Consider the following 22957-nt stretch of genomic DNA (forward strand, 5'->3'; position numbering starts at 1 on the left):
AAGGTGACCTGGGGGACCTTAGTGGGTCCAGGGCTGCAGACGGTTGAAGCGGAAATTGTCCGTGTAGGACACCGTCTGGCGCTTGGCTTCCTTGGGAAGGATGACACGGTATTCGATGCCTTCACGGGTGGCATAGGCTTCCGCCTGTTCCAGCGTTTCGAAGGTGAGCTTGATCTGCTGGCGGGTATCGCCTGATGTCGTGTAGCCCATCATCGGATCGATCTTGCGCGGCGCCGACTGGTCGAATTCCAGAACCCAGAGATGAGTCTTCGCCTTACCGGACTGCATGGCGGTTTTGGCGGGGCGGTAGATCTTCGCAGACATGGTCTATCCATCTCCAGAACGTAGACGGCGGGCCAACCCACCGCCGGGAAGGCGACCGCCCTAGGCGGGCGGCTGAATTTCATTGCTGGTCGGAGTGGAGAGATTCGAACTCCCGACCCTCTGGTCCCAAACCAGATGCGCTACCAGGCTGCGCTACACTCCGTTCCAGCAATGCTGCCGGAATACACGGTTCACCCTTAAGCCGCAACCTCAAAAACACGGTTTCCCGATGCTGATTTCATCAAGAAAATCGCGCTCATGGCGTTTTGGCTTGCGGCAGGTCCAAGGGCAGGACGAGGCGCGCGCCAGCCGTCAGGCCAAGCTCGGCGGCGCGGCCGCCGCGTATCTCAAGAGCATAACGCACCGGCTTGCCCGAACCGACGATGGCCTCGGAAAAGGGTGTCGTCTTTTCGGCGACACGCACGACGACACCGGCCTCATCAATGAAGACCATGTCGAGCGACAGGGGCGTGTTGGCCATCCACATGGTGACCATACGGGTTTCGCCGAAATCGAAGAGCATGCCGGCATTATCAGCCAGCGTCTCGCGCTCCATCAAGCCGCGGGCACGCTGCTCGGCCGTTAGCGCCCATTCCACCTCAAATTCTAGCTGCTTGCCGGCCTGCGTGGTGATGGTGAGCGTGCCTGTGTCGAAAGCCACCTGCGCCTGGGCAGGCAAAATGCCACTGAAAAAGACGAAAAGCGCCACGAAGGCGCTTGTCATATGCTTGGAAACTTTGCGCATCGGCTCAATGGGCCCGTGCGGCGGGACCCGGATTGTCCGGGTGGATTTCGGCCGCCATCAGCCCCTTGTCACCGGGTCCGAAGCGGACGAGCACGGTCTGGCCCGGGCGCAGTTCGGTGAGACCGAAACGTCGCAGCGTCTCCATATGGACAAAGATATCCTCGGTGCCCTCGCCGCGTGTCAGGAAGCCGAAACCCTTGGTGCGATTGAACCATTTGACCAGGGCCCGCTCCAGACCGCTGGTCGGGGTTACCTGCACATGGGTGCGCACCGGCGGCATCTGCGACGGATGAATTGCCGTCGACTGGTCCATGGAGAGAATACGGAACGCCTGATAACCCCGATCACGCTTCTGGATCAGGGCGACAATGCGCGTTCCCTCGAGAATGGTCTGGTAGCCGTCGCGGCGCAGGCAGGTCACGTGCAGGAGCACGTCCTGCATGCCATTGTCGGGCACGATGAAACCAAATCCCTTGGCGACGTCGAACCATTTCACGATGCCGGTGATTTCGATCAGATCAACGGCTTCGCCGGACAGTTCCTCGAAACCATCGAGCCCCTTCGATGAAATCCTGTCCGCCATTTCCCCAAGCCCCTCGAAAACGCGTCACATTGCTCAGTCAACTGATTCTTGAGATTCAGATTAACATTTCGTCAACGGATCTGCGCAAGCCCTAGTTTCATCTATACCCAACTGCTTTTGCCGGATGAGCCTTGCCCGAGACTGGCGCTTGTTCCATATCCAAGGCCTCAAAGGAGGATATCTCGATGCGCTATCTACACACCATGGTCCGGGTCAAGGACCTCGACGCCTCGCTGCATTTCTATTGCGACCTGTTCGGCCTCAAGGAAATCCGCCGTTATGAAAACGAAAAGGGCCGCTTCACGCTGGTCTTTCTCGTGGCTGACGCGGATCACGAAGAGGCCAAGGAGACGATGTCGCCGGCGCTCGAACTGACCTACAACTGGGATACAGAGGACTATACGGGCGGACGCAATTTCGGCCACCTCGCCTATGAAGTCGACGACATCTACGCCATTTGCCAGAAGCTGATGGACAATGGCGTGACGATCAACCGTCCGCCGCGCGACGGCCACATGGCTTTCGTCCGCTCTCCCGACGGCATCTCGATCGAGATCCTGCAGAAGGGTGACAATCTTGCGCCTGCCGAGCCCTGGGCCTCGATGCCGAATACCGGCGCCTGGTAATAGCAGCAGACGACGGCAAACCGCCTCGCGCAAGTTTGCGCGTCTAGAACGGGTTTCGAAACGCAAGGTGTCGTGCATGCGCGGCGCCTTGCCCATCCCCACTGGTGGGGACGGATGTCGGAGCCGGCCATGACACAGACCTTCACGCACAGCAGCACGAGCCTTCGAACGCTCGCGATCCTCAGCGGATTGATATTGGGGTCGTGTCAGACGAACGCCGGCGACATCCTCGCCACCGGCTCGCTGGAAGCAGCAAGCCACACAGACAAGCCGACCAAGGGCGGCTATAGTGATCCGCGCGTTGTTGCAGTTTCGGCAACAGCCAACGCACAAGGTGCGCAGCTTGCCTTGAACGAACCTGCGACAAGCCTGAAACGCAAGCCGGCCCCCTTGGCTGCCGCCTATTCCGACATTGCGGAGCCGCCGCCCGAAGTGCTGGCATTACAGCAGCAGGCCATGGCTGGCACCGCGCCTGCGCAGGATCTCGGCGTGTCGCAACCGACCGAGGTCAATACACACAAGAACAGCCTGTTTTCCGCCGGCCGGTCACAACCGCCTGCAGCCCCGGTGGCCGCGGCACCGCCGACAGCGGCGGCGCAGCAAACCGGCAGTTCTGCACAGCCCGTCACAAGCCTCGTGCCGGGCAACATGCCGACACTCGGCGTGAATGCGATGAGCAAGAGCCTGTTCAGCCCCTCGGCCGAACAGCAGCAAATGCTGTCCGCGCCTGAGCAAATGGCGGCACCCGCAAGTGACCTTCCGCTCGTCGAACCGGAGACCGGGCCACCAGTTCTCCACAAGCTGTCCGACCCACGTCCAAAGCGCAAAATTCTGGCGCTGCGCGAGCCGACTGCCGGAATGCCAGAGGACCAGATGCCCGCCGTTGCCATGCCGGAGCGTGTTCAGCTGACGCCAGAACAACTGGCGGCCATGGGAGCTGTTCCCGAAATGCCTGGGGATGGGTCTGGCGAGTCCGCAGCGGTGCCTGATGGTGAGGGCGTACCAACCGCCAAAAAGAAGAAGTGGCTGCCCTCGCTCTTGGATCTGCTGGCAGGCGGGGCGAAAACCAAGAGCAACAAACCCTGAAAAACGTGACACCGGGTGCCCGCCAACCCCTTGGCAAAACGGCATTTTCGACACCCGCTCTTGCCGCTTCAGGGCTTTGTCATTTTTCTGCAAAAAAGCGCCCTGCCCCGCTTGCGGTCTTTGACCAGCCTGACTATAAGGACGCCACGAAGCGCAGGCGCCCTTCGTCTATCGGTTAGGACACCAGATTTTCATTCTGGGAAGAGGGGTTCGACTCCCCTAGGGCGTGCCACTTCGATCTCCCCCCGCAAAGATTTCAATGCCTTACAGAGCACATTGGCTAACGGGGTTACAGCGTTAGACAGTTTTCGTTTTCCGTCCGTTCTCAAGACGTCGCCTCCCATTTGGCCATGGCACTTTTGGCCAGCTTTTTCTTGTCCACATCGGCCACGTATCCCTCCACTTCCTTGGAGCTTTGGTGTCCGGTGATGGACATGATTTCCCAGACTGTGCACCCTGCCTCTGCGAGCGCTCTGCACGCTGCACGGCGAAGCCCATGAGGCGACCGACTTGCAGGTAGTCCTGCTTCTGTGGCGGCTTCCTTCACGTAGTTCGTGAAAGCCTTTTCCGACCTCGGCTTGCCGTGCACTGTTGATATGTAAGTGGTCAGGTTGATGAGCTTTACGTCTCGACGGATGGATAGGAACGGGCGAAGCTTTGGGTGGACAGGAATATGCAACTCCACCCCGGTCTTCTGTGCGGTGATGGTGATCAGGCCATCCTTGACATGCTGCGGACCCAACCGCACCGCATCGCTGCGGCGCAAGCCGGTATATACCAGGATTTCAAGCGCTACACGCTGAGGGGTTCCTTCCGGCCACTTCTTCCGATAGGCCGCTATTTCGGCATCCGTCCACATTTCATAGTGCGTCTCTTCGTGCTTCACCCGCTTGACGCCGATCATCGGATTTTCCTTGATCAGGCCGAAATCCAAGCCGAACTTGAACAGTGTCGAAAGACGCTTGCTCAGGTTCTTTGCCTGCGCAGTCGAGCTGAGCGCCCGCTTGTTCAAGATGGCATTGATGTGCTCGCGACGTAGACCAGCCAGCGGGTTATTCCCGTACTGAGTGCGGAACGGCTCCAGCACCGATTTGTAATTCCTTTGGGTGGCGGCAGCGAGTTCGAGGAAGTCCGCTGAGGCGTAGTATTTGACTATGAGGGAATTGACGGTGCCGGGGATGGTCTTGGATGCCCCTGCCCCGGTCTGCACCTCTTCGCCCGCCTCAGCCTTCCGGTAATCGCTCCAGAAGTCTTCGGAGTAGATCGGACCGCGCAAAGCGATCTTGGGCTTCCCCGCACGGCGGTAGTAGATACGCCACTTCTTATCGTCACGGGGGTCCTTGTGCATCTGCACGTACTTGGGGAGCTTGTGCCGGATCATTGCAGCTCCTTATCCCAGACGTTCGCCACAGGCGCATCGGCTGGCGACAATTCACCGATGGACACGGTTACAGAGCCGTCGGTGGACACTGTTAAGGTGGTCGCTGTCTTGCCCATACTCTCCACAGCCTTCACGACCTTCTTCACGTTGACAACGCTAAGGCCGGTCTTCTTCGGTTTTGGCTTGGCGGCAAGCGCCTTTTCGAGGAATGGGAGCATCACTTACCTCCTCAGGCTGCCGGCTGCTTCTCAGCGCGCTGGACGGACTTCATCATAGCGAGGATTTCGCCATTCAAGCTGCGGTCGTTGTCTTCGGCACGGGAAGCCAGCCACTTCTTGAGTTCTTCGGGCAGGCGGATTTTCAGATCGCAAGTTTTCATCAGAACCTCAATGGGTTTTTATTTTACCCATATTGGGGTATAACTAGATCCATATTGCCGTCAACCCCGTGACGGGGTAATAATCGGCCCATGACACAAAACCCACCTGATATGAAAATCCGTCTTTCTGCCGATCTGCGAAGACAGGTCGAGGCGGCGGCGAAGCAAAACAATCGCACCTTGAATTCTGAAATCGTGTCGAGGCTGGAGGCGTCATTCCGCAGTCCAGCAGCGCCGATGGATGATACCCCGGCGCGGCATGCGGATTTGTCCCGCCTGTCTGAAAAGGTGGAATGGCTAGAACAGCGCTTGTTGGTTTTGGAAAAACGAGAAAAGTGAAACTAGTTTCACCGGGGGACGCATGCCACTCGATAAACCGTACTATTTAACCTACCGTCCGATGATCGACGGACCAAATGCCGGCTACAGCAGATGGGCATATAAGTATCTTCCTCCACCGCGCCACACGGGGGATGCTGTCATGGCCCACGATGTTCTTAGGGAGTACGGCAGCACCCGTTCCCGTGTCGTGCTCAGCTACAACGGTCGTGCTGGTGCGCTGCCAGATGGTCAGCGAGGGGTCCGGGTTGTCCGTGTCCTTCACGTGCGCCTCAGCGTTCGCTGGTGTGGCCCCCGCAACGATCTTGGCCCTCACCATCGGTGTGAGGCGGTCAGTAGAGGCTTTAAGCCACCCATCATTTTTATTCATGGATCAAGCTCCAATGATGATTTTCCGTTGCATCATCTAAGAGCCGTGATAAATTCTGAGTGTGAGTGTTTCCTCAGAGCTTTAGAGCGGCTCGATGACACTAGAAGCCCCGGGGGTTGCTGCCCGGGGCTTTTTCATTTAGAAGGCTAGAGCGTTAGCCAATCGCGGAAATAGCTTTTTGTTTTCAATCCCCGCTTTTGGCGCTGTTAGCCAATGCAAGTGATTGAAAACCATAGCTAGTGCCAGACCCCTAGGGCGTGCCACTTCGATCTTCCTCTCATTCCATCGAAGCCTGTAGCGAGCGATCACTTGCGTCGACTGACTACGCTCGGCCATGCACGTCTTTCCGGCTCTTCGAATTTTGTCTGTAGAGGCATCAAATTTCCGCTTGCGGTCAAAAATCACCGTGACTATAAGGGCGCCACCGAAGCGCACGCGCCCTTCGTCTATCGGTTAGGACACCAGATTTTCATTCTGGGAAGAGGGGTTCGACTCCCCTAGGGCGTGCCACTTCGATCTTCTCCCACTCCTCGTGTCATCCGCCTGCAGAGCAAGTTAAGCTCTTGCCGCGACAAGCGTTTTACGCTTCGAAAAACACTCGATTCCGCTGTGGAAAAAATCGTTCCATGGCTGTCGAAAGCGCTTGCACTTGCCGAAAGTTCCGGCCATAAGGGCGCCACCGAAGCGCACGCGCCCTTCGTCTATCGGTTAGGACACCAGATTTTCATTCTGGGAAGAGGGGTTCGACTCCCCTAGGGCGTGCCACTTCGATCTTCCAGAAAATGAAGCGTGGTTCTGGCCTTATGGCGCCTTTGCGGCATCGAGGATCCGGAACTGTACGCGTCGGTTGCCCTGCCAGTGGTCGGCGCTGAGCGTGCCCGCGACATGGATCTGGTTGCCGCGGCTGTTCATCAGGAAATGACCGAGGTCGGTTTCGGCGGCGCGAAACGCGATGCCTTCGAGGCGCGAGCCGTCCATGCCCTCCAGCGTGACCTTGATATGAGTGGTGCCCACGGGCCGCACATCCCTCAGCCGATGCAGTGGTACGGCAAAGATCGGTTGCGGATGGCCGGAGCCATAGGGACCTGCCGATTCGAGCTGGTCTACCAACGCCAGCGTCGCGCCGGATGCACCGATCGCTCCGTCGATCTTGAGGGTCTGGTTGGCGGCGAGCGCCGTGACCTGGGCCGTCGCCTGCTCGTCGAAAAAGCTGCGCAGACGACCGAGATTGCCGCGCTCGACGGTAAGGCCTGCCGCCATAGCATGGCCGCCGCCCTTGGCCAGAATACCGTTGTCGACGGCGGCGCGCACCATACGACCCAGATCGAAACCGTTGATCGAGCGACCGGAACCGGTCCCCTTCCCCATGGGATCGAAGGCGATGGCGAAGGCCGGGCGCTTGAAGCGCTCTTTCAGGCGTGCCGCTAGCAGGCCAACGATTCCCGGATGCCAGCCATCCTTGGCAGTCACGATGACGCCGGCTGTTTCGCCCGTGCCGTATTCGGCCAGCGCCTCGGCCTCTGCCTCGGCCAGCATGATCGCTTCCATCGCCTGGCGCTCGCGGTTGAGTTCGTCGAGCTTGGCGGCGATCTGGTCGGCCTCGGAGGGATCGTCGAGGGTCAGCAGCCGGCTACCAAGCGCTGCATCGCCGATGCGGCCACCGGCATTGATTCGCGGGCCAACGAGGAAGCCGAAATGATAGGGCGTGACGGGTCCGCCGATGCCGGCGACCTTCAACAGGGCTGCTAGGCCCGCGTTGTTCTGGTGGCGGGCGGCAATCAGCCCTTTGGTGACATAGGCGCGGTTGAGGCCCTTCAGTGGCACCACGTCACAGACCGTGGCAAGCGCCACAAGATCAAGCCATGCGAGCAGATCAAGCGAGCGGGCGAAGGGATGGCCGGCCTCGCGCAGGCGGCGCAGCGTTGCAACCAGCACCATAAAAACCACGCCAGCGGCGCAGAGATGCCCCTGCCCCGACAGATCGTCCTCGCGATTCGGATTGACCAGCGCGTGGCAGACCGGCATTTCATGGCCCATCTGGTGATGGTCTATGACCACAACATCTACGCCCCGCCGTTCGGCGGCACCCAGCGCCTCCACGCTGGTCGATCCGCAATCAACCGTGATCAGGAGATTGGCGCCGCGCTCGATGAGTTGGTCGATCGCCGCCGCATTCGGGCCGTAACCTTCGAAGATGCGATCCGGAATGTAGATCTCCGCCTCGACTCCGAAGTGGCGCAGGAAGCGAAACATCAGAGCGGAGGATGCCGCACCGTCGACGTCGTAGTCGCCGAAGATGGCGACCCGCTCCTTGGCGTTTACAGCATCGGCAATGCGGGCGGCTGCCTTGTCGCAATCGGTCAGGCTGGACGGATCCGGCATGAGGCTGCGGATGGTCGGGTCTAGGAAGGCCGGTGCATCGTCGACGCCGACACCTCGGCCAGCGAGCACGCGGGCGACGAGTTCCGGAATGCCATGCACCTGGCTGATGGCAAGCGCCCGGTTGAGGCCCGCCTGGTCGGCACGCGACATCCAGCGCTGGCCGCTCGCCGACTGATCGACACTCAGAAAAGACCGGATGACGGGATCGACTGGTTCGTTCGACATGCCTGCTCTCTGATGGACCCGGCGGTCGCCTGAAGGCGCGCCGTCCATCCGCATACGGTCACGGAGCGGGCGCTATTCCCGCCACTGCCGCGTTCCTCTATCCCTAGCCTGAGAAACACGCGGAGGCTACAGGCGCATGCCGGGATGCCCAATGGCGGCTGTGGATCGCCCGAGGTCTGGAGGCGCGCCGATCAGCCTTTGGGTCGCTCGATGCGGATGACCTGCGGCTCGCCGATCAGATAGCCCTCACCCTTGATGGCACCGACGGCTGTGCGCACAGCACTCTCCATCGTCGCATGGGTGACGAGAATGATCGTCTGCGGCCGGCCGGGAGCCGCCGGCTCCTTGGAATGCTGAACGATCGATTCGAGCGAGATCGCGTTTTCCGCCATGCGGGTCGCAATGCTGGCGAAGACGCCGGTGCGATCCTGGACGGTCAGGCGTATGAAATATCCGCCTTCGTGGCTCTGCATTTCCGCCTGGCGGTAGGGCTCGAGCAGATGGGCGGGACGGCCGAGGACCGGCACATCCTGCGCGCCGGGGCGGCTCTTGGCGATGTCGGTGATGTCACCGAGCACGGCTGAGGCCGTGGCATTGCCGCCGGCACCCGGGCCGACCATCAGCAGCTCGCCCAGAATGTCGGATTCGAGGGCTACCGCATTCGTCACGCCGTCGACCTGGGCAATCACGCTGTCGAGCGGCACCATGGTCGGATGGACGCGCTGCTCGATGCCGCTCTCGGTCTTCTGGGCCACGCCGAGGAGCTTGATGCGGTAACCGAGGTCGGCGGCCGCATGGATGTCCTCGATCGAGATGTTGGTGATGCCTTCGAGATAGATCTTGTCGGCCGATATTTCGCAGCCGAAGGCCAGCGTCGTCAGGATCGACAGCTTGTGCGCCGTATCATTGCCCTCGATATCGAAGCTCGGATCGGCCTCGGCATAACCGAGGCGCTGGGCTTCCTTGAGGCAATCGGCAAATGACAGCCCTTCCCGCTCCATGCGGGTCAGGATGTAATTGCAGGTGCCGTTCATGATCCCATAGATGCGGGTGAAATTGTTGCCGGTCAGCGATTCGCGCAGGGTCTTGATCACGGGGATGCCGCCGGCAACCGCCGCTTCGTAGTTCAACAGCCGGCTTTTTTCCTCGGCGATCTTCGCCAGTTCAACACCGTGACGCGACAGCAATGCCTTGTTGGCGGTCACCACATGCAGGCCACGCGTCAGGGCGGCCCGCACGGAGAGTTCAGCGGCGCCCTCCGCGCCGCCGATCAGTTCAACGAAGACATCGATGTCGGCCTTTTCCGCCATTTCAGATGGGTCGGCATACCAGGCGATGCCATCCATCAGGATGCCGCGGTCCTTCGTCGCGTCGCGGGCCGTAACGGCGGTCACGCGGATCGGACGGCCGCAGGCGACGGTGAGCGCGTTGGCCCGTTGCTGGAGGATCCGGACGAGCGAGGCACCGACGGTACCCAGTCCCGCCACGCCGATTTTAAGGGCATCAGCCATGGGGCATTCCTGACGTCATAAGGGAGATGAAAGGCGGCGTCGAACGCGCCGCCACTTGCTCACATGTGGGCGCTCAACGGTGAGCGTTGAGCGAAATCACGTTGTGCATGGTCTCGTCCGCCGTCGACAGGAACTTCTTGATGTTGCGGGCAGCCTGGCGGATGCGGTGCTCGTTTTCGACAAGAGCGAGACGGACATATTCGTCGCCCATTTCACCGAAGCCGATGCCGGGGGCCACGGCGACGTCCGCCTTTTCGACCAGCAGCTTGGAGAATTCCAGCGAACCGAGATGGCGGAATTTTTCGGGGATCTTCGCCCAGGCGAACATGGTGGCTGCCGGCGGCGGCACTTCGAAGCCGGCCTTGCCGAAGCTCTCGACCATGACGTCGCGGCGACGATGATAGACGCTACGGACTTCCGCGATGTCGGAACCGTCGCCATTCAGCGCATGGGTTGCAGCCACCTGAATCGGCGTGAAGGCACCGTAGTCGAGGTAGGATTTGACACGTGTGAGGGCCGCAATCAGCCGCTCGTTGCCGACGGCAAAACCCATGCGCCAGCCGGGCATGGAGAAAGTCTTCGACATCGAGGTGAACTCGACGGTGCAGTCCATGGCGCCCGGGACTTCGAGCACGGATGGCGGCGGGTTGCCGTCGAAATAGATTTCAGAATAGGCAAGGTCGGACAGCACGATGATGTCGTGCTTCTTCGCAAAGGCGATCACGTCCTTGTAGAAGTCGAGCGTTGCCACCATGGCCGTCGGGTTCGACGGGTAATTCAGGATCAGCGCCAGCGGCTTCGGGATCGAGTGCTTTACGGCACGCTCGAGCGGCGGAAAGAAGGTCTCGTCCGGCTCGACGGTAATCGAGCGGATGACACCGCCGGTCATCAGGAAGCCGAAGGCATGGATCGGATAGGTCGGGTTCGGGCACAGGATCACGTCACCCGGAGCCGTGATGGCCTGCGCCATGTTGGCGAAACCTTCCTTCGAGCCAAGGGTGGCGACGACCTGCGTATCCGGATTGAGCTTCACGTTGAAGCGCCGAGCATAATAGGCGGCCTGGGCGCGGCGCAGGCCCGGAATGCCCTTGGACGAAGAATAACGGTGCGTGCGCGGGTCCTGGACCACTTCACACAGCTTGTCGACGATCGCCTGCGGGGTCGGCAGGTCGGGATTGCCCATACCGAGGTCGATGATGTCGGCTCCACCGGCTCGCGCGCTCGCCTTCAAACGGTTGACCTGTTCGAAAACGTAAGGCGGCAGCCGCCGGACTTTGTGAAACTCTTCCATCTTCAACCCCTGAAACCGCGCGGGTCTTGTCCGCGGCAGGCGCGCTCGTTTTCCCAGTGAACACACGCTCCGCAACGAACCGCAAAACCGGAGACGGGTGATGATATCCCAACCAGAACGCTGACAGCAAATCTTGTCGCAAATCCGGTTCCAAGCCTTGCCCGGAACGAAAAAGCACGCCGCAACGTCCTGGCTGCTTTGCGGAAAATCCCGCTCAAACGCAAGTGCTATTTGGCAATCAGCGCCTGGGTGTCGGCACCGTGCTCGGCGGCCAGCTTGCGCAGTTCCTTAAGCTTGGCCTGGTACTCGGCTTCCGAGATGGTTCCGGCCTTGCGTGCCTGGCTGAGCGCCGTCAGGCGAAACTGCAAGGCTTGGGCCTCTTCATTGGTCATCTGGACATTCGCGGCATTCAGTGAACCCGCGAAACTCGGATAACCATCGGAATAGGTCGGGCGGGGCGTCGCCGGCTCCGGCTGGTCGGCATCCTCGACCGTGACTTCAAGGCCAGTCGCTGTCGGAACGGCCGCCGGGGCCGGCGCGGACTGGCAACCGGCGCCTGCGGCGAGCGCGACGACACAAAACACGGCGGCCTGACCGCTTCGACCGAAAATAATGCGTAAGCTCTCCACCATGGCCTCGATGTTCCGCTCCACCTGCGGGAAAATTGACGATCTGCAAGGGCGCAGCGATCGATCACCTGCGAAAGACTATGCGCCAATCGCTGGAACTTGTAGTCGTTTTCATGCAGGATAGGCAAACACAAAAGACGCCAGAACAATCCCGGGGAGGACGCCATGGACAGGATACGGGACGAGAGCGGGGCTGGCACTGCATTCGATCCCAAGCTGATCGAGCCATACATCATCAAGGATCCGCAGGCGCTCGCCGTCAATGCCGCCAGAGCCCTGGAAAACCTGGGAAAAGCGGCATCCGCATGGCTCGAACCCCGACAGGGCGGCGATCTGCCAGATCCCCTGTCTGAGCCTGTAGCCGAAATGGTCAAGACCATGGGCAAGGTCGCGGAATTCTGGATGTCCGATCCCAAGCGGACCCTGGAAGCACAGACGCATCTGCTCAACGCCATCTTCGGCGTGTGGAGCCGATCGATGACGCGATTCGCCGAGCCGGACCAGACGATCGAAGATCCCCTGCCCAAGGACAAGCGCTTCTCCGACGAGGACTGGCAGCGCAATCCCTTTTTCGACTTCCTGCGTCAGACCTATCTCGTTCTGTCGCAATGGGCGGACAAGATGGTGAACGAAGCCGGCGGGCTCGACGAACATACCCGCCACAAGGCGAACTTCTACATGCGGCAAATCACGGCAGCACTTTCGCCTGCCAATTTCGTCGCGACCAATCCGCAGCTCTACCGCGAGACGGTGGCGAGCAGTGGCGCCAATCTGGTCAAGGGCATGCAGATGTTTGCCGAAGACATTACCGCTGGCGGCGGGGATCTGCGCATCCGCCAGACGGATACGAGCAAGTTCGCCGTCGGCGAAAACATGGCGATCACACCCGGCAAGGTGATCGCCCAAAGCGATATCTGCGAGGTGATCCAGTATGATGCAACGACCGAGACGGTGCTGAAGCGCCCTCTCCTCATCTGCCCGCCCTGGATCAACAAGTTCTACATCCTCGACCTCAATCCGCAGAAGAGCTTCATCAAATGGTGCGTCGACCAGGGACAGACGGTCTTCGTCATCTCCTGGGTCAACCCTGACGAGCGGCACGCCAAGAAGGACTGGGAAGCCTATATCCGCGAGGGCGTCGACTTCGCGCTCGACACGATCGAGAAGGCGACGGGCGAAAAACAGGTCAATGCCATCGGATACTGCGTCGGCGGCACGCTGCTGGCGGCAGCCCTGGCGCTGCATGCGCAGGAAAAGCGCGAAAGGATCGCGAGTGCGACCCTGTTCACGACGCAGGTGGACTTCACCTATGCCGGCGACCTCAAGGTGTTCGTCGATGAGGAGCAGTTGCACAGCCTGGAAGAGCGGATGCAGGAGACAGGTTATCTCGACGGCTCGAAGATGGCGGCCGCCTTCAACATGCTGCGGGCCTCCGAGCTGATCTGGCCCTATTTCGTCAACAACTACCTGAAGGGCCAGGACCCGACGCCCTTCGACCTTCTCTACTGGAATTCCGATTCGACGCGGATGGCGGCCGCCAACCACTCCTTCTACCTGCGCAACTGCTACCTCAACAACACGCTGAGCCAGGGCAAGATGGAGCTCGCCGGCAAACGTCTGTCGCTGAAGGACGTCACCATCCCGATTTACAATCTGGCGACGCGCGAAGACCACATTGCCCCGGCGAAATCGGTGTTCGTCGGCAGTTCCCTGTTCGGCGGACCGGTGCAGTTCGTGCTCTCCGGCTCCGGGCACATCGCCGGCGTCGTCAACCCGCCGGACAAGACCAAATACCAGTATTGGACCAACGGCCCGGCCGTTGGAAACTATGATGACTGGGTGGATACGGCCAAGGAAACGCCGGGCTCGTGGTGGCCGCATTGGCAGACCTGGATCGAGAGCCTCGACGCGACCCGCGCCCCCGCCCGCAAGCCGGGTGGAGACGCGCTCAACGCCATCGCCGATGCGCCTGGGCGGAACGTGCTCGTCCGAGTCTAACTTCACCCGAACGGTCTGGCGGCTGCCAGCACCATCACACGGTCGGGATCGTCCCGCCATCAATCACATAGTCTGCACCATGGATGGATGCGGCTCGCCCGGAGGACAGGAAGGCCACAAGTTCGGCGACCTCCTCCGGCCAGGCCGGCCGGCCAATGGGGATGCCGCCCAGCGCATCCATAATGCTCTGCCGGGCGGTTTGCTCGTCGGTCCCGCCGCTTTCGGCCAGTCGCTCCACCATACGGTCTGCGGCAGACGTCCTGATCCAACCGGGAGAAACCGTGTTGACCCGCACGCCTGATGGTCCCAGTTCCTTCGACAGTGCCTTGCTATAGGTTGCGAGTGCCGCCTTCGCGGCGGCATAGGCGATGGTGGATTCATGCAGCGGTAATCGGTGCTGGATCGAGGCGACATGAATCACGACGCCCTCCCCGCGCTCGATCATCTGTGGAACCAGCAGTCGGTCTAACCTCACAGCCGCCAGAAGGTTGAGCGATAGTTCCTGCTGCCAGTAGGCCTCGGTCGCGGCTTGAAAGCCGCCTCCGGGGGTGGATGAACCACCGAGGCAGTGGACGACAACATCCACCCCGCCCAGATGTGACAGGGCTTGGTCTGCGAGCAAAGCGATGCCCTCTGGCATCGACAGGTCTGCCTGGACGAAATGCACACCGATATCCACTGATTGCGGTTGGGAACGCGCAGCCGTGACCACCTTTGCTCCTGACCTTACAAAACGCGTGACGATCGCTTCACCCGCTCCCATCGTGCCGGCGGTCACAACGACGCGTTTGCCGGCGAACTCCGTCGGATCGATCCTGAACGCCACGCTCATGGGGCGATCTCCAAGCTGGCAATCGCGCCATCTTTCATCTCGAAACGGTAGCGAAGGATGATCGGGCTGCCCGGAAAATGACCGGACACCTCGGCCGTGGCAATGACATGATCGCCTTTGTTTTCAACAGCACGAAGCTCGGAACGATCGTCATAGGCCGCGATCGTTTCGGTCATCCAGACCCTGATTGCCTCAAGACCGCGATGCATTCGGCTTTCGTCGCGGACGACCGCATCCTCGGCAAAACCTGACAGGGCCTGCTTGAAATTGCGCGCATTTCTGCCTTCGAAATAGGCCGTTACCGGCCCCGTTATCGTATTCGACATGGGATCAAATCTCTCGTTTCGGTTAGCGAAAGAGCAGCGCGCTTGCTCGAAAACCAAAATGGGCTTACGTGTAAGAAATGACAAGAACAGACGAAAAAGTAAGGTACCCACTAAAAAGTAAGGATGTATTTCACACCGCAGCCGATGGCGCCGCGGGCGTGGAAAACGCCCTTCGGATCCTTGAGGGCCGCTGGAAGCTGGTGATCCTGTTTCATCTCTTCGGGGGAGCCGTTTTGCGGTTCTCCGAACTCGAGCGATCCATTCCGGGAATTTCGCAAAAGATGCTGATCCAGCAGCTCCGCCAGATGGAACAGGATGGGATCGTGCGACGCATCGTTCATCACCAGGTGCCGCCGAAGGTCGAGTATTGCCTGACGGACTGGGGACAGGCGCTTTGCCCCGCGCTCGACGCTCTCCTGACATGGGCGATCAACAAGCCCGCTGACGAACCCGCTTCCTGAGACGTTCACAGGCCGAGATGATCTTCGATCCGCCGCTGGTGCCCGCCACCCTCATCCGCCGCTACAAGCGGTTCCTGTTCGATGCCGTGCTTGATGATGGCCGTGCGATCACCGGCTTTTGCCCCAATACCGGCTCGATGCGTGGGTTGACCGAGCCGGGTTCGCGGATCTGGCTATCGCAACATGATGCGCCGAACCGCAAATACGCTCATGCCTTCGAGCTGATCGAGGCGGACGGCACGATTGTCGGGGTCAACACGGCATTGCCGAACCGGCTTGCCGAGGAAGCCATTCTGGCCGGCCTTGTCCCTGCCCTGTCCGGCTTTGCGATCCTGAAGCGCGAGCAGCGCTATGGCCGCAACTCCCGCATCGACATTCTGCTGGAGGATCCGATCAAGGGCAGCGTCCACGTCGAAGTGAAGAATGTGCATTTCACCCGGACATCAGGCCTTGCCGAGTTTCCCGACAGCGTCACGACACGCGGCGCCAAACATCTCGACGAGATGGGGGATCTGGTGGAGGCCGGCTTTCGCGCCGCCATGCTGTTCGTGATCCAGCGAAATGACTGCACGCGTCTCAAGATCTGCGGCGATCTCGACCCAGGCTATGGCCGGGCCTTCAGCCGCGCCATTGGCCGCGGCGTCGAGGCCTATGCCGTCTCCTGCCGGCTCGATCCGGCCAAAATCGCCCCACAACGGCTGATCCCGATAGACGAGGCGGGGGTTGGTGGATTATGAACGGCCAAGCCCCCAGATGAGACATTCCGAAAGCGACTTCATGGTCACCTATATCGACGCGGCCACGGCGCCCCTGAAAAACACCGGTGCCATCAGGCTCTACGATGCCGAAGCCTTCGAGGGCATGCGCCGCGCCTGCCAATTGACGGCGCGCTGTCTCGACGCGCTGGTACCAATGGTCAAGCCCGGCGTGACGACGGCGGCGATCGACCGCTTCGTCTTCGAATTCGGTGCCGATCACGGCGCGCTACCCGCGACGCTGAACTATCGCGGCTACAAATATTCCGTCTGCACCTCGATCAACCACGTCGTGTGTCACGGCATGCCCGACGACAAGCCACTGCGTGACGGCGATATCGTCAATATCGACGTCACCTTCCTGCTCGACGGCTGGCATGGCGATTCCAGCCGCATGTATCCGGTCGGACAAATCAAGCGGGCGGCGGAACGGCTGATGGAAGTCACCTATGAATGCCTGATGCGTGGCATCGGAGCCGTTCGTCCCGGTGCCCGCACAGGCGCGATCGGTGAGGCGATCCAGACCTTCGCGGAGGCCGAGCGCTGCTCGGTGGTGCGCGATTTCTGCGGCCATGGCGTCGGACGCCTGTTTCACGACAGCCCGAACATCCTGCATTACGGCAAGGCCGATGAAGGACCGGAAATGCGCGAGGGCATGATCTTCACGATCGAGCCGATGATCAATCTCGGCAAGCCGCATGTGAAGGTCTTGTCCGACGGCTGGACGGCTGTCACTCGGGATCGGTCGCTGACGGCCCAGTACGAACACACGGTCGGCGTTACCGCCACGGGCTGCGAGATCTTCACGCTCTCGCCTGCCGGTCTCGACCGGCCTGGCCTCGGCTGATCTCGCAGAGGACGACAGCACACGTCACCGCAACTTGAACTTGCGCACGGCGGCAGTCGTGTCACTATATCCGCGCGGCCATGCGCCGCTCGACCATGATGGTCAGGATTGGGGTGGCATGACGAGCAAGCTTCCTTTCTCAGACGAACCGTTGCGCGGCGACGGTGCGGCGATGAAACAGCCGAGCGATCTCTTCGGCATGGATGGATCCCATTCCGGCCATTCCGTCGACGAACGGAGCTTCTTTGCGGAGCAGCCGGCGCGGGAGAGCAATCTGGCCAAGGCCGCATCCTCACGGGCTGCGCTTCAGCCTGAAGCGCACTACCTTGGGCACCGTGAGCGATTGCGGAACCGCTTCCGCGACGGGGGCGACACGGCGCTGGCCGATTACGAAATCCTCGAACTTCTGCTGTTCCGCCTCATCCCTCGGCGCGATACCAAGCCCATTGCCAAGGCGCTGATTGCCCGCTTCGGCACACTTGGCGGCGTCATCGGCGCGCCGCCGGCGCTGTTGCAGGAGGTCAAGGGAATCGGCGAAAGCGTGGCCCTCGACCTGAAGCTGATCGCCAATGTCGCTCAGCGGATGCTGAAGAGCGAGTTGCGAGAGAAGCAGGTGCTGTCGTCTTGGTCCTCCGTCATCGACTACTGTCATGCCGCCATGGCCTATGAGACCACCGAGCAGTTCCGCATCCTCTTCCTCGACAAGCGCAATGTCCTGATCGCCGACGAGATCCAGGGGCGTGGGACGATCGATCACACACCGGTCTATCCGCGCGAGGTGGTCAAGCGCGCGCTTGAACTCTCTGCCACCGCGATCATCCTCGTCCATAACCATCCGAGCGGCGACCCCACGCCTTCCCGCGCCGATATCGACATGACGCGCACGATCGTCGACACCGCAAAGCCCCTCGGCATCACCGTCCACGACCACATCATTATCGGGAAAGATGGTCACGCCAGCCTGAGAGGACTCCGGCTGATCTGAGCGCCTGTGCCGCCGCTGCTGGCTGTCGCTTTGACGCAATAGATTGCCGGATTCCGCTTTTGGCTCGCCATGATAATGAAACGGTTAGATTGCCCTGATATGTTTTGTGCGTGACATTGCACTGCAGCATGAAATTTGACGAATCAGGGGCGCCCCATGAACCAGTATGACCTCGTCGTGATTGGCAGCGGACCAGCCGGCCGCCGCGCCGCGATCCAGGCGGCAAAGCTGGAAAAGAAGGTTCTTGTGATCGAGAAGGGCACCCGCGTCGGCGGCGTCTCCGTGCATACCGGCACCATCCCCTCCAAGACCCTGCGCGAGACAGCCCTCAATCTGACCGGCTGGCGCGAGCGCGGCTTCTATGGCCGCAGCTACCGCGTCAAACAGGAGATCAAGGCCGAGGACCTGCGCCGCCGTCTGCTGATCACGCTCGACCACGAGGTCGAGGTGCTGGAGCACCAGTTTTCGCGCAACCGGGTTTCGCAGCTGCGCGGGACCGCCCGCTTTCTCGATCTGCACACGATCGAGGTGACCAAGGATGATGGCGAAGTCCTGCATGTGAAAGCCGATTCGGTGCTGCTCGCTGTCGGCACCCGTCCCTTCCGCCCGACCCACATCCCCTTTGACGGCGCCAGCGTCCTCGACAGTGACGAAATCCTTGAGATCAAGGATCTGCCGCGCTCGATGATTGTCATCGGTGCCGGTGTCATCGGCATCGAATATGCGACGATCTTCTCCGCACTCGACACTGCTGTCACCGTCGTCGAACCACGCGACACCATGCTCGATTTCATCGACAAGGAGATCGTCGAGGACTTCACCTACCAGCTGCGCGACCGCAACATGAAGCTGATCTTCGGCCAGACGGTCGAGACCGTCGAGAAGGTCGACGGCAAGTGTCGCGTCACATTGAAGAACGGGCGAATCCTCATGGCGGAGATGGTGCTCTATGCCGCCGGCCGCGTCGGCGCGATCGACACGCTGAACCTGTCCGCCATCGGCCTCGAAGCCGACAATCGCGGTCGCCTGAAGGTCAATCCGGAAACCTTCCAGACCTCCGTGCCGAACATCTATGCCGCCGGCGACGTCGTCGGTTTTCCCTCGCTTGCCTCGACCTCGATGGAGCAGGGACGTATCGCCGCCCGCCACGCGGTGGGCGCACCGGCCCACGAGCCGCCGCAGTTCTTCCCCTATGGCATCTATGCCGTGCCGGAGATCTCCACCTGCGGCCTGACCGAGGAAGAAGTGATCCAGCGCGGCATCCCTTACGAGACCGGCATCGCGCATTTCCGCGAGACCTCGCGCGGCCATATCATGGGCCTCGACAGCGGCATGCTGAAGATGATCTTCTCGCACAAGACCCGCCGCCTGCTGGGCGTCCACATCGTCGGTGAAGGGGCGACCGAACTCGTCCATATCGGCCAGGCCGTGCTCAACCTCAAAGGTACCGTGGAGTATTTCGTCGAGAACACCTTCAACTACCCGACGCTGGCGGAGGCCTACAAGATCGCCGGCCTCGACGCCTGGAACCGCATGGGCGAGCTGAAGATCGAGAAGATCGAACGCAAGGCCGCCGAATAGGCCTGTTCGCACCGCTGCCTGTCGCATTGTTCGTCCGCGCATCGCCACCGCAGGTGGACGGATGACGGACGATACGACTCATGCCAAGGTGGCGCACTTTCAGCCCGCCTGTCTGCGGCACTTTGCGCTGTCGCGGCAGCAGAGATCATCTGATGTTTTCATCCTTCGGCCAGATTGCCGGCCGCCCGCAATTGCTCGTCCTGTCCCTGATGATCTTCGCCCAAGGCTCGGCCTTCGGGGCAACAATCCCCTATCTGTCGGTGACGGCGATCGGCACGCTTGGGATGAGCGACCAGGCCTATTCGCTGCTCGTCCTCGTCTCGTCGGTTGCCGCGGTCACCATCAGCGTCTCGCTCGGCATTCTTTCGGACATGCTGGGCGACCGCAGGCACATGTTGATCGGCATGTCGGCGCTCGGTGTCGTCGGTTACGGCGCCATCTATCTGTTCCCCTCCGTCCCGGTCTTTCTTGGGGCAACGTCGCTCGTCATTCCCTTCTTCTACGCCACCAGTTCCCTGCTGTTTGCCAGCGCGCGGCTGCATACCGGCGACATGGAGCCGACAGAGGCCGCCTCGATCAATGCCACCCTGCGCGCCATCGTCTCCGCCGCCTGGGTGCTGACACCGGCCGGCCTCGGACTGCTGCTCGGTGCTTCAGGCAACATGATCGGCGCCTGGGGTCTGGCCGCGCTGTTCTGCCTGTTCATCCTCGTCTGCGCCGTGTTCGTGTTGACGAAACCGACAAACCAGCCGGTGCGTGATGCCAATGCACCCGGCTTCTTCGCCGCATTGCGCGAACTCGCTGCCCGCGACATGCTGATCCGCATGGTCTCGATCGCGGCGATCACCTCCACCTTGCGGCTCAGCGGCACGATCTGGCCCCTCATCCTGACCCTGCAACTCGGCGGAAAGACTGCAGACGTGGGGTTGATCGCCGGGATGACGGCCCTCATCGAGATCCCCTTCATGCTGATGTGGGCGCATCTGCTCAAGCGCCACAACATCATCGGCATCATCGTGACGTCGGCACTCGGCTACGGTGCCTATATGGCGGCGCTGAGCTTCGCATCGGCGCCCTGGCACATCTACGCACTCGCTCTGCCGGGTGCCGCCTTCGCCGCAGCCCTGCTCGCGCTACCGCTCAACTATTTCCAGGATCTCTTTCCCGGACGTCCGGGCCTCGGCACAGCCTTCCTGCCGATCAACTCCTTCCTCGGAAACGGCCTGAATGCTGCAGCCTTTGCGATAGGCTCGCACTTCTTCGGTTATTCGGGCTCGTCATGGCTTGGTACGGCTCTTGCGATAGGAGGTGTGATCGGACTGCTTTCGGTGGAACGGCGCGACGCCCGCGCAGCAATCGAATGACCGGCGGGTCGTCTCTGCAGGCGAAACAGTCTGTCACCCGCGCAGCCCTATGGTGCGGCACGCACCGATGCCATTTAGAGTACAACTCTCATTACACAGGCTTGATCATCATGAAGAAAATCGGGTTCCTTTCCTTCGGCCACTGGTCGCCCTCACCTCAGTCCGGCACCCGCTCGGCGCAGGACACGCTGCTGCAATCCATCGATCTTGCGGTCGCAGCTGAAGAACTGGGGGCTGACGGCGCCTATTTCCGTGTGCACCACTTCGCCCGCCAGCTCGCCTCGCCCTTCCCGCTGCTTGCCGCCGTCGGCGCCCGCACCTCGACGATCGAGATCGGGACCGGCGTCATCGACATGCGTTACGAGAACCCGCTTTACATGGCGGAAGACGCCGGTTCCGCCGACCTGATTTCGCAAGGCCGCCTGCAGCTCGGCATCTCGCGCGGTTCCCCGGAGCAGGTGATCGAGGGCTGGCGCTACTTCGGCTATCAGCCGGAAGAAGGTCAAAGCGATGCTGACATGGGCCGCCGCCATGCGGAGGTCTTTCTCGACGTGTTGAAGGGCGAGGGCTTTGCCAAGCCCAATCCGCGACCGATGTTCCCCAACCCGCCGGGCCTCCTGCGTCTTGAGCCGCATTCGGAAGGACTGCGCGACCGCATCTGGTGGGGATCCGGCTCGAACGCCACAGCCGTCTGGGCGGCACAGCAAGGCATGAACCTGCAGAGTTCGACCTTGAAGGATGACGAAACGGGCGAGCCCTTCCATGTCCAGCAGGCCAAGCAGATCCGCGCCTATCGCGACGCCTGGAAGGACGCCGGACACAGTCGCACCCCGCGCGTTTCCGTCAGCCGCTCGATCTTCGCCATCGTCAACGACATGGACCGGGCCTATTTCGGCCAGAGCAAGGACCAGGATTCGATCGGCTTCATCGACGAGAACACGCGCGCCATCTTCGGCCGCTCGTATGCCGCCGAACCGGACAGGCTGATCGATGAGCTGAAGCGCGACGAGGCGATCGCCGAGGCCGATACGCTGCTGCTCACGGTGCCGAACCAGCTTGGCGTCGCCTACAACGCCCATGTGATCGAAGCGATCCTGACCCATGTGGCGCCTGGCCTCGGCTGGCGCTGACGTTCAGAACGCGAGGATGTCGCCGTCCTCCGGGATGATCAGACGGTCGGCGCCGATTGCGCCGGCCGAAACCAGTGCCCTCAGGTCAGCGCGCGTCACAGTCGCGTGGTCGACAGCATCCAGATGCGTGACGACGACGGCTGCGTCTGCCGCAAGCCTGACCGTCTCAAGAACCATCGCGCCATCCATCACCAATGGCCCTTTGCCGTCCCAGAGTGCGCCGCAACCATGGACCACGACAACGTCGGGGGTCTCGCTGGTGAGCACAGCCTCCACCTGGGGGCAGAGTATGGTGTCGCCGGCCCAATAGAGCAGCGGCTCGCCCGGTGCCGAGATCAGGAAGCCGCCCGCATCCCCCATATCGTCTAGAACCTCCGGCGGCCCGTGCTGGCCGTCGGTGGTCCGAATGAGGACTGACCCGACCTGGGCCCCCTCGCCCACCACCCGCACCTCATCAAAGCCCATGGAGCGGATCGCCTCGGCATCACGTTCGTGGCAAAGGATCGGCATCTGCTTGGGGATCACCCGTTGTGCGATCTCATCGAAATGGTCGGAATGCAGATGTGAGACAAGCACCGCATCAACGCCATCCAGGACCTCGGCGACCGACAGAGGCAGGTCAACCAGCGGCGATTGCGCGCGACCGGAATAGCTGCGGCCCTTGCCCTTCTCAGCCAGCCACGGGTCGATCAGAAGGCGGGCGCCTGCCATCTCCACGATGAGGGTTGCACTGCGGACGAGCTGGATCTGCATCGAATTTACCCCTCGCAATACTTCTTTATGGACCAGAATGTGAAAAAGCCGCCC

24 protein-coding genes and 4 tRNA genes are annotated in these 22957 nt (G+C 61.2%); 14 read left to right on the top strand and 14 right to left on the bottom strand.

Going from position 1 to position 22957, the window contains the following annotated elements:
* Positions 1 to 18: 18 nt before the first annotated feature.
* The 4 genes from DFO46_RS08315 to DFO46_RS08330 form a co-directional block, all read right to left on the bottom strand.
* Positions 19 to 324 (bottom strand): ETC complex I subunit, encoded by a 306-nt coding sequence (locus tag DFO46_RS08315; protein WP_110793098.1) that lies wholly within the window; start codon positions 322 to 324, stop codon positions 19 to 21.
* Positions 325 to 410: 86 nt separating this feature from the next.
* Positions 411 to 487, bottom strand: a tRNA-Pro gene (locus DFO46_RS08320).
* Between the two features lie 93 nt (positions 488 to 580).
* Positions 581 to 1069 (bottom strand): DUF192 domain-containing protein, encoded by a 489-nt coding sequence (locus DFO46_RS08325; protein WP_120276982.1) that lies wholly within the window; start codon positions 1067 to 1069, stop codon positions 581 to 583.
* 4 nt (positions 1070 to 1073) lie between these two features.
* Positions 1074 to 1652: a cold-shock protein gene (locus DFO46_RS08330; protein ID WP_110793100.1), complete on the bottom strand. Its 579-nt coding sequence runs from the start codon at positions 1650 to 1652 to the stop codon at positions 1074 to 1076.
* Positions 1653 to 1837: 185 nt separating this feature from the next.
* Between DFO46_RS08330 and gloA the strand changes: the two genes are divergently transcribed.
* The 3 genes from gloA (at position 1838) to DFO46_RS08345 (ending at position 3596) form a co-directional block, all read left to right on the top strand.
* The gene (gloA, locus tag DFO46_RS08335) at positions 1838 to 2278 is read left to right on the top strand and encodes a lactoylglutathione lyase (protein ID WP_110793101.1); all 441 of its coding nucleotides are present in this window, start codon (positions 1838 to 1840) and stop codon (positions 2276 to 2278) included.
* Positions 2279 to 2407: 129 nt separating this feature from the next.
* Positions 2408 to 3364, top strand: a complete 957-nt coding sequence (locus DFO46_RS08340) for a hypothetical protein (protein ID WP_120276983.1) — start codon at positions 2408 to 2410, stop codon at positions 3362 to 3364.
* A 157-nt stretch (positions 3365 to 3521) separates the two neighbouring features.
* Positions 3522 to 3596, top strand: a tRNA-Glu gene (locus DFO46_RS08345).
* 93 nt (positions 3597 to 3689) lie between these two features.
* Here the strand turns inward: DFO46_RS08345 and DFO46_RS08350 are convergent.
* Genes DFO46_RS08350 through DFO46_RS08360 form a run of 3 tightly spaced genes read right to left on the bottom strand, consistent with a single transcriptional unit; the run spans position 3690 to position 5124 of the window.
* Positions 3690 to 4745, bottom strand: coding sequence for a tyrosine-type recombinase/integrase (locus tag DFO46_RS08350; RefSeq protein WP_120276984.1), 1056 nt, complete (start codon positions 4743 to 4745; stop codon positions 3690 to 3692).
* Entirely contained in the window at positions 4742 to 4963 is a 222-nt protein-coding gene (locus DFO46_RS08355; protein ID WP_120276985.1) for a hypothetical protein, read from the bottom strand. The genes DFO46_RS08350 and DFO46_RS08355 overlap by 4 nt, the downstream gene beginning before the upstream one ends.
* 11 nt (positions 4964 to 4974) lie before the next feature.
* On the bottom strand, positions 4975 to 5124 hold the full coding sequence (locus tag DFO46_RS08360) for an Arc family DNA-binding protein (RefSeq protein ID WP_245422537.1): 150 nt from the start codon (positions 5122 to 5124) through the stop codon (positions 4975 to 4977).
* Positions 5125 to 5214: 90 nt separating this feature from the next.
* Here DFO46_RS08360 and DFO46_RS08365 point away from each other — a divergent pair, with 90 nt between their 5' ends.
* The 3 genes from DFO46_RS08365 (at position 5215) to DFO46_RS08385 (ending at position 6598) form a co-directional block, all read left to right on the top strand.
* Positions 5215 to 5463, top strand: coding sequence for an Arc family DNA-binding protein (locus DFO46_RS08365; protein WP_120276986.1), 249 nt, complete (start codon positions 5215 to 5217; stop codon positions 5461 to 5463).
* 805 nt (positions 5464 to 6268) lie between these two features.
* A tRNA-Glu gene (locus DFO46_RS08380) sits at positions 6269 to 6343 on the top strand.
* A 180-nt stretch (positions 6344 to 6523) separates the two neighbouring features.
* Positions 6524 to 6598, top strand: a tRNA-Glu gene (locus tag DFO46_RS08385).
* 36 nt (positions 6599 to 6634) lie between these two features.
* Here DFO46_RS08385 and recJ read toward each other — a convergent pair.
* The 4 genes from recJ to DFO46_RS08405 all read right to left on the bottom strand — a co-directional run bounded on the left by recJ (position 6635) and on the right by DFO46_RS08405 (position 11874).
* Complete coding sequence (recJ, locus tag DFO46_RS08390) at positions 6635 to 8440, bottom strand: single-stranded-DNA-specific exonuclease RecJ (protein WP_120276989.1); 1806 nt, start codon at positions 8438 to 8440, stop codon at positions 6635 to 6637.
* Between the two features lie 191 nt (positions 8441 to 8631).
* A complete protein-coding gene (locus tag DFO46_RS08395; RefSeq protein WP_120276990.1) occupies positions 8632 to 9951 on the bottom strand; it encodes a homoserine dehydrogenase in 1320 nt (439 codons plus the stop codon).
* Between the two features lie 73 nt (positions 9952 to 10024).
* The gene (locus DFO46_RS08400; protein ID WP_110793105.1) at positions 10025 to 11242 is read right to left on the bottom strand and encodes an LL-diaminopimelate aminotransferase; all 1218 of its coding nucleotides are present in this window, start codon (positions 11240 to 11242) and stop codon (positions 10025 to 10027) included.
* A 227-nt stretch (positions 11243 to 11469) separates the two neighbouring features.
* On the bottom strand, positions 11470 to 11874 hold the full coding sequence (locus tag DFO46_RS08405) for an SHOCT domain-containing protein (RefSeq protein ID WP_120276991.1): 405 nt from the start codon (positions 11872 to 11874) through the stop codon (positions 11470 to 11472).
* Positions 11875 to 12036: 162 nt separating this feature from the next.
* Here DFO46_RS08405 and phaC point away from each other — a divergent pair, with 162 nt between their 5' ends.
* The gene (phaC, locus tag DFO46_RS08410; RefSeq protein WP_120276992.1) at positions 12037 to 13869 is read left to right on the top strand and encodes a class I poly(R)-hydroxyalkanoic acid synthase; all 1833 of its coding nucleotides are present in this window, start codon (positions 12037 to 12039) and stop codon (positions 13867 to 13869) included.
* Between the two features lie 34 nt (positions 13870 to 13903).
* Here the strand turns inward: phaC and DFO46_RS08415 are convergent, their stop codons facing one another.
* Together DFO46_RS08415 and DFO46_RS08420 are read right to left on the bottom strand one after the other, a co-directional pair.
* Positions 13904 to 14701: an SDR family oxidoreductase gene (locus DFO46_RS08415; RefSeq protein WP_120276993.1), complete on the bottom strand. Its 798-nt coding sequence runs from the start codon at positions 14699 to 14701 to the stop codon at positions 13904 to 13906.
* Positions 14698 to 15027: a nuclear transport factor 2 family protein gene (locus DFO46_RS08420; RefSeq protein ID WP_120276994.1), complete on the bottom strand. Its 330-nt coding sequence runs from the start codon at positions 15025 to 15027 to the stop codon at positions 14698 to 14700. Before DFO46_RS08420 ends, DFO46_RS08415 begins: the two co-directional genes overlap by 4 nt.
* Before the next feature lie 77 nt (positions 15028 to 15104).
* Here DFO46_RS08420 and DFO46_RS08425 point away from each other — a divergent pair, with 77 nt between their 5' ends.
* From DFO46_RS08425 to DFO46_RS08455, 7 genes are all read left to right on the top strand, one after another.
* Positions 15105 to 15488: a helix-turn-helix domain-containing protein gene (locus DFO46_RS08425; RefSeq protein ID WP_120276995.1), complete on the top strand. Its 384-nt coding sequence runs from the start codon at positions 15105 to 15107 to the stop codon at positions 15486 to 15488.
* 17 nt (positions 15489 to 15505) lie between these two features.
* Complete coding sequence (gene sfsA, locus DFO46_RS08430; RefSeq protein WP_120276996.1) at positions 15506 to 16225, top strand: DNA/RNA nuclease SfsA; 720 nt, start codon at positions 15506 to 15508, stop codon at positions 16223 to 16225.
* A 40-nt stretch (positions 16226 to 16265) separates the two neighbouring features.
* Positions 16266 to 17090 carry a type I methionyl aminopeptidase gene (map, locus tag DFO46_RS08435; RefSeq protein WP_120278190.1) on the top strand — a complete coding sequence of 275 codons (825 nt, stop codon included), beginning with the start codon at positions 16266 to 16268 and terminating at the stop codon, positions 17088 to 17090.
* A gap of 172 nt (positions 17091 to 17262) precedes the next feature.
* Positions 17263 to 18075 carry a DNA repair protein RadC gene (radC, locus tag DFO46_RS08440; protein ID WP_120278191.1) on the top strand — a complete coding sequence of 271 codons (813 nt, stop codon included), beginning with the start codon at positions 17263 to 17265 and terminating at the stop codon, positions 18073 to 18075.
* A 156-nt stretch (positions 18076 to 18231) separates the two neighbouring features.
* The gene (gene sthA / locus DFO46_RS08445; protein ID WP_110793112.1) at positions 18232 to 19656 is read left to right on the top strand and encodes a Si-specific NAD(P)(+) transhydrogenase; all 1425 of its coding nucleotides are present in this window, start codon (positions 18232 to 18234) and stop codon (positions 19654 to 19656) included.
* A 152-nt stretch (positions 19657 to 19808) separates the two neighbouring features.
* Entirely contained in the window at positions 19809 to 21020 is a 1212-nt protein-coding gene (locus tag DFO46_RS08450) for an MFS transporter (RefSeq protein WP_120276997.1), read from the top strand.
* 110 nt (positions 21021 to 21130) lie between these two features.
* Positions 21131 to 22150, top strand: a complete 1020-nt coding sequence (locus DFO46_RS08455) for an LLM class flavin-dependent oxidoreductase (RefSeq protein WP_120278192.1) — start codon at positions 21131 to 21133, stop codon at positions 22148 to 22150.
* Between the two features lie 3 nt (positions 22151 to 22153).
* Here the strand turns inward: DFO46_RS08455 and DFO46_RS08460 are convergent, their stop codons facing one another.
* On the bottom strand, positions 22154 to 22903 hold the full coding sequence (locus tag DFO46_RS08460) for an MBL fold metallo-hydrolase (protein WP_120276998.1): 750 nt from the start codon (positions 22901 to 22903) through the stop codon (positions 22154 to 22156).
* Positions 22904 to 22957 lie beyond the last annotated feature (54 nt).

Source organism: Rhizobium sp. AG855 (assembly GCF_003610655.1).
Taxonomy (GTDB): Bacteria; Pseudomonadota; Alphaproteobacteria; order Rhizobiales; family Rhizobiaceae; genus Allorhizobium; species Allorhizobium wuzhouense.

What these genes read in the sequence shown, in the direction of transcription:
- DFO46_RS08315 (WP_110793098.1), bottom strand. Translation starts at nt 324, where the DNA reads ATGTCTGCGAAGATCTACCGCCCCGCCAAAACCGCCATGCAGTCCGGT.
- DFO46_RS08325 (WP_120276982.1), bottom strand. Translation starts at nt 1,069, where the DNA reads ATGCGCAAAGTTTCCAAGCATATGACAAGCGCCTTCGTGGCGCTTTTC.
- DFO46_RS08330 (WP_110793100.1), bottom strand. Translation starts at nt 1,652, where the DNA reads ATGGCGGACAGGATTTCATCGAAGGGGCTCGATGGTTTCGAGGAACTG.
- gloA (WP_110793101.1), top strand. Translation starts at nt 1,838, where the DNA reads ATGCGCTATCTACACACCATGGTCCGGGTCAAGGACCTCGACGCCTCG.
- DFO46_RS08340 (WP_120276983.1), top strand. Translation starts at nt 2,408, where the DNA reads ATGACACAGACCTTCACGCACAGCAGCACGAGCCTTCGAACGCTCGCG.
- DFO46_RS08350 (WP_120276984.1), bottom strand. Translation starts at nt 4,745, where the DNA reads ATGATCCGGCACAAGCTCCCCAAGTACGTGCAGATGCACAAGGACCCC.
- DFO46_RS08355 (WP_120276985.1), bottom strand. Translation starts at nt 4,963, where the DNA reads ATGCTCCCATTCCTCGAAAAGGCGCTTGCCGCCAAGCCAAAACCGAAG.
- DFO46_RS08360 (WP_245422537.1), bottom strand. Translation starts at nt 5,124, where the DNA reads ATGAAAACTTGCGATCTGAAAATCCGCCTGCCCGAAGAACTCAAGAAG.
- DFO46_RS08365 (WP_120276986.1), top strand. Translation starts at nt 5,215, where the DNA reads ATGACACAAAACCCACCTGATATGAAAATCCGTCTTTCTGCCGATCTG.
- recJ (WP_120276989.1), bottom strand. Translation starts at nt 8,440, where the DNA reads ATGTCGAACGAACCAGTCGATCCCGTCATCCGGTCTTTTCTGAGTGTC.
- DFO46_RS08395 (WP_120276990.1), bottom strand. Translation starts at nt 9,951, where the DNA reads ATGGCTGATGCCCTTAAAATCGGCGTGGCGGGACTGGGTACCGTCGGT.
- DFO46_RS08400 (WP_110793105.1), bottom strand. Translation starts at nt 11,242, where the DNA reads ATGGAAGAGTTTCACAAAGTCCGGCGGCTGCCGCCTTACGTTTTCGAA.
- DFO46_RS08405 (WP_120276991.1), bottom strand. Translation starts at nt 11,874, where the DNA reads ATGGTGGAGAGCTTACGCATTATTTTCGGTCGAAGCGGTCAGGCCGCC.
- phaC (WP_120276992.1), top strand. Translation starts at nt 12,037, where the DNA reads ATGGACAGGATACGGGACGAGAGCGGGGCTGGCACTGCATTCGATCCC.
- DFO46_RS08415 (WP_120276993.1), bottom strand. Translation starts at nt 14,701, where the DNA reads ATGAGCGTGGCGTTCAGGATCGATCCGACGGAGTTCGCCGGCAAACGC.
- DFO46_RS08420 (WP_120276994.1), bottom strand. Translation starts at nt 15,027, where the DNA reads ATGTCGAATACGATAACGGGGCCGGTAACGGCCTATTTCGAAGGCAGA.
- DFO46_RS08425 (WP_120276995.1), top strand. Translation starts at nt 15,105, where the DNA reads ATGACAAGAACAGACGAAAAAGTAAGGTACCCACTAAAAAGTAAGGAT.
- sfsA (WP_120276996.1), top strand. Translation starts at nt 15,506, where the DNA reads ATGATCTTCGATCCGCCGCTGGTGCCCGCCACCCTCATCCGCCGCTAC.
- map (WP_120278190.1), top strand. Translation starts at nt 16,266, where the DNA reads ATGGTCACCTATATCGACGCGGCCACGGCGCCCCTGAAAAACACCGGT.
- radC (WP_120278191.1), top strand. Translation starts at nt 17,263, where the DNA reads ATGAAACAGCCGAGCGATCTCTTCGGCATGGATGGATCCCATTCCGGC.
- sthA (WP_110793112.1), top strand. Translation starts at nt 18,232, where the DNA reads ATGAACCAGTATGACCTCGTCGTGATTGGCAGCGGACCAGCCGGCCGC.
- DFO46_RS08450 (WP_120276997.1), top strand. Translation starts at nt 19,809, where the DNA reads ATGTTTTCATCCTTCGGCCAGATTGCCGGCCGCCCGCAATTGCTCGTC.
- DFO46_RS08455 (WP_120278192.1), top strand. Translation starts at nt 21,131, where the DNA reads ATGAAGAAAATCGGGTTCCTTTCCTTCGGCCACTGGTCGCCCTCACCT.
- DFO46_RS08460 (WP_120276998.1), bottom strand. Translation starts at nt 22,903, where the DNA reads ATGCAGATCCAGCTCGTCCGCAGTGCAACCCTCATCGTGGAGATGGCA.